The 2,701-nt window shown below is 67.8% G+C and carries 4 protein-coding genes and 1 tRNA gene; 3 read left to right on the top strand and 2 right to left on the bottom strand.

Translation table 11 applies throughout. The annotated features are described in order from the left end of the window. On the bottom strand, positions 1-454 hold a 454-nt coding region (locus JYJ84_RS33515; protein ID WP_205190044.1), incomplete at its 3' end, for a cytochrome c5 family protein. A 251-nt stretch (positions 455-705) separates the two neighbouring features. Between JYJ84_RS33515 and JYJ84_RS33520 the strand changes: the two genes are divergently transcribed. Continuing rightward, positions 706-781: transfer RNA gene (locus JYJ84_RS33520), tRNA-Arg, on the top strand. 12 nt (positions 782-793) lie between these two features. On the opposite strand, the gene JYJ84_RS33525 is transcribed toward JYJ84_RS33520, so the two are convergent. Then, on the bottom strand, positions 794-1,012 hold the full coding sequence (locus JYJ84_RS33525) for a hypothetical protein (RefSeq protein ID WP_175222279.1): 219 nt from the start codon (positions 1,010-1,012) through the stop codon (positions 794-796). Here JYJ84_RS33525 and JYJ84_RS33530 point away from each other — a divergent pair. Both JYJ84_RS33530 and JYJ84_RS33535 read left to right on the top strand, forming a co-directional pair. Continuing rightward, positions 1,004-1,333, top strand: a complete 330-nt coding sequence (locus JYJ84_RS33530) for a helix-turn-helix domain-containing protein (protein ID WP_043185016.1) — start codon at positions 1,004-1,006, stop codon at positions 1,331-1,333. The two genes, JYJ84_RS33525 and JYJ84_RS33530, sit on opposite strands and share 9 nt — an antisense overlap. A 155-nt stretch (positions 1,334-1,488) precedes the next feature. Then, positions 1,489-2,701: TIGR04222 domain-containing membrane protein (locus tag JYJ84_RS33535; RefSeq protein WP_205190045.1), on the top strand; the 1,213-nt coding region annotated here is incomplete at its 3' end.

Below are 2,701 nucleotides of genomic sequence, written 5' to 3' on the forward strand. Positions count from 1 at the left end.
AGACGATCGCACGGGCGATTTCATAGTCGCTGACGTCGTCGGGGTTCGTGCCGCCGCGCGGCGGCATCGCGCCCTTGCCGGCCAGCGCCGTCTTCAGCAGCGTGTCGAAGCCTTGCGAGATGCGCGGCGCCCAGTCGTCCTTGTTGCCGAACTTCGGTGCACCGGCGGCGCCCGTGCCGTGGCAGGTCACGCAGACGGCCTTGTAGACTTCCTCGCCGGTCTTGTACGTGCGGGGCGCGTTGGCGTCCTTCACGTCGACCTTCGCGAGCGGGGCGATACGCGCGGCGACCTGTTCGTCGGATAGCGCGTCCGTGCCGGCGCCGGAACGGAACGCATGGTTCGCATAGTTGGCGAACAGGACGATCAGGATGATCGGAATCGCAAACGACGCGATGATGACGGCAATCAGCTGCCCGGGAGTTTTGACGGGAGATTCGTGGGGTGCTTCGCTCATGCTTGCCTCGTCTCCGTGATTAGGAATTGTGAGCGCGGTGCAACGGCAAATGGCAGTCCAATGAAGCCCGGTCGATTATAGACGGAACGTTTACATCACGGCGAGCGGTGCGATGGCGCGTGTTTACCCGCACGCAGCGCGGCCCGGCGGGGATTCGTCGGGCAAGGTGGACGCGTCACGGGAAACCGGGTATCCTTGCCGTCTTGCCAATCGTGGGCGGCCTGTATATTGGGGTCGCTTCATTGTCACAGGCGCCCGTAGCTCAATGGATAGAGTACTGCCCTCCGAAGGCAGGGGTTGCTGGTTCGATCCCAGCCGGGCGCGCCAAAACATGCCTGTTCAGGCACTCGGCGGTTTCGCCGTCTCGTCATTTTCCCGTTTGCAGTAATATCCCGGCCAGTCGGCAGTTGTCGATCGCATGCGCGCCTGATTCGGCGCAACCATTCGCTGATCCGGTTCGACGTGCTCGAAGCTCATCTGAAAGGGCTGGTTGAAAATGTCGACCGAAACGAGAAATAGCCGCGTCGCCTCGCGCGCGGCGATCACCGCATGAGCCAATCACTCCCCGTTCAATTCATCAACGGCCCGGACGGTACGCCGGCCTTCGTCGTGATTCCGTACGCCGACTATGTCGCGCAGCAGCGGGTCACGCGCGACCCGGTTCCGCATGAAGTCGTGACGCGCGCCGTGTTCGACGGCAGTTCGCCCGCGCGCGCGTGGCGCGAGTATCTCGGGCTGACGCGGGCCGAGGTCGCGCAGCGGATCGGCATTAGTCGTTCTGACTACGCGAAACGCGAGAAGCGCGAAAAGCTGCGCAAGTCGGTGCGCAGGAAGATCGCGGCCGCGCTTGGCATCACGCTCGCGCAGCTCGATTTCTGACGCGCGGCGCGGCCGCGGCGCGGCAAACGCGCGTGACGCCCCGGGCGCGGCTGGCGGGCCCGTGTCGTGTTGCCTCGTCGTTGTGCGAGAATCGCCCGCAACGACAACTCCAAGCGTCGATCGCGGCGGCCGTCCGCGCATCGCGCCGACTCCCGATGGCAGCCATCCCGTCTACCTCGACCGCAGTCGATGTCCGTGCGCTGACCGATGCGCAGCAGGCGCTGCTCGCGCGTCTCGACGCCTATTCCCCTGACGACCCGAACGCACCGCTGCCGTACAGCCGGCGCCTGGCCGAAGCCGAAGGCTGGTCGCATGCGCACGCGCTGGCCGTGATCGTCGAATACAAGCGCTTCGCGTTTCTCGCGCAGGCGGCCGGACATCCGGTCACGCCGTCGGTCGCGGTCGACGCCGCGTGGCATTTCCACCTGCAATACACGCTCGAATACTGGGACGTGTTCTGCGCCGGCGTGCTGCGCACGCGGTTGCATCACATGCCCGGCACGGGCGCGCCGGACGAGGCCGTCGTGTACGCGCAGCGTTACCGCGACACGCTGGACAGCTATCGCCGGCTGTTCGGCTGCGCGCCGCCCGAGTCGATCTGGCCGCCGCCGCCCGGCCTGCGCGACGCATCCGGATCGTCGCAGCCGGAACCACTGGCCGTGAGCGGGGCGGGGCGCGCGGATTCGCCGGCCACGAGGCCGGCCGGCAGGACCTGGCGCGACCGGCTGCCGAAATTCGCATGGCCGGCTGCCGCCGCGAGCGTCGCCGCGACCTGCGCATCGGCGCAGGATTTCAACGTGCTGAACTACGCGGGCCCGCAGTTTCTGGCGTTCTACGTGCCGGCGTGCGTCGTCGCGTTGTTGTTGATCATGGTGCTGCAGGCGATCGAGTTCCGGCGCCGCCGGTGGGGCGGGCGCACGCGCAAGGCGTCGGCCGACCTGAGCACCGACGAAGTCGCCTATCTCACCGGCGGCGAAGCACGGGTCGCCCAAGTCGTGACGATGTCGCTCGCGCATGCGGGCGCGGTCGACCTGTGGACGGTCCCCGGACAGGGCGGCTACGTGCAGATCGCCGACCTGGACCGCGCAGGCCGGCATGACGACCACTGCGCGTGGCTCAAGGAGCGGCCGTCCGGCACCGTGCGCTATGACCTGTTTCGCGAGCGGCTCGCCGGGTACGCGCAGGAGGTCGTCGACGGGATGCGCGCGCAGGGCTGGCTCTGGGCGCCCGGCGAGATGCGCGCGTCGCGCATGGCCGCGCGTGCGATCGTGCTGATCGTGCTGGGCATCGGTGCCGCGAAACTCGCGATCGGCCTGAGCCGCGGGCGGCCCGTGCTGCTGCTTGCCGTCTGCATGGTGGTGTTCGCGG

It is taken from the genome of Burkholderia sp. LMG 13014, assembly GCF_905232215.1.
Taxonomy (GTDB): domain Bacteria; phylum Pseudomonadota; class Gammaproteobacteria; order Burkholderiales; family Burkholderiaceae; genus Burkholderia.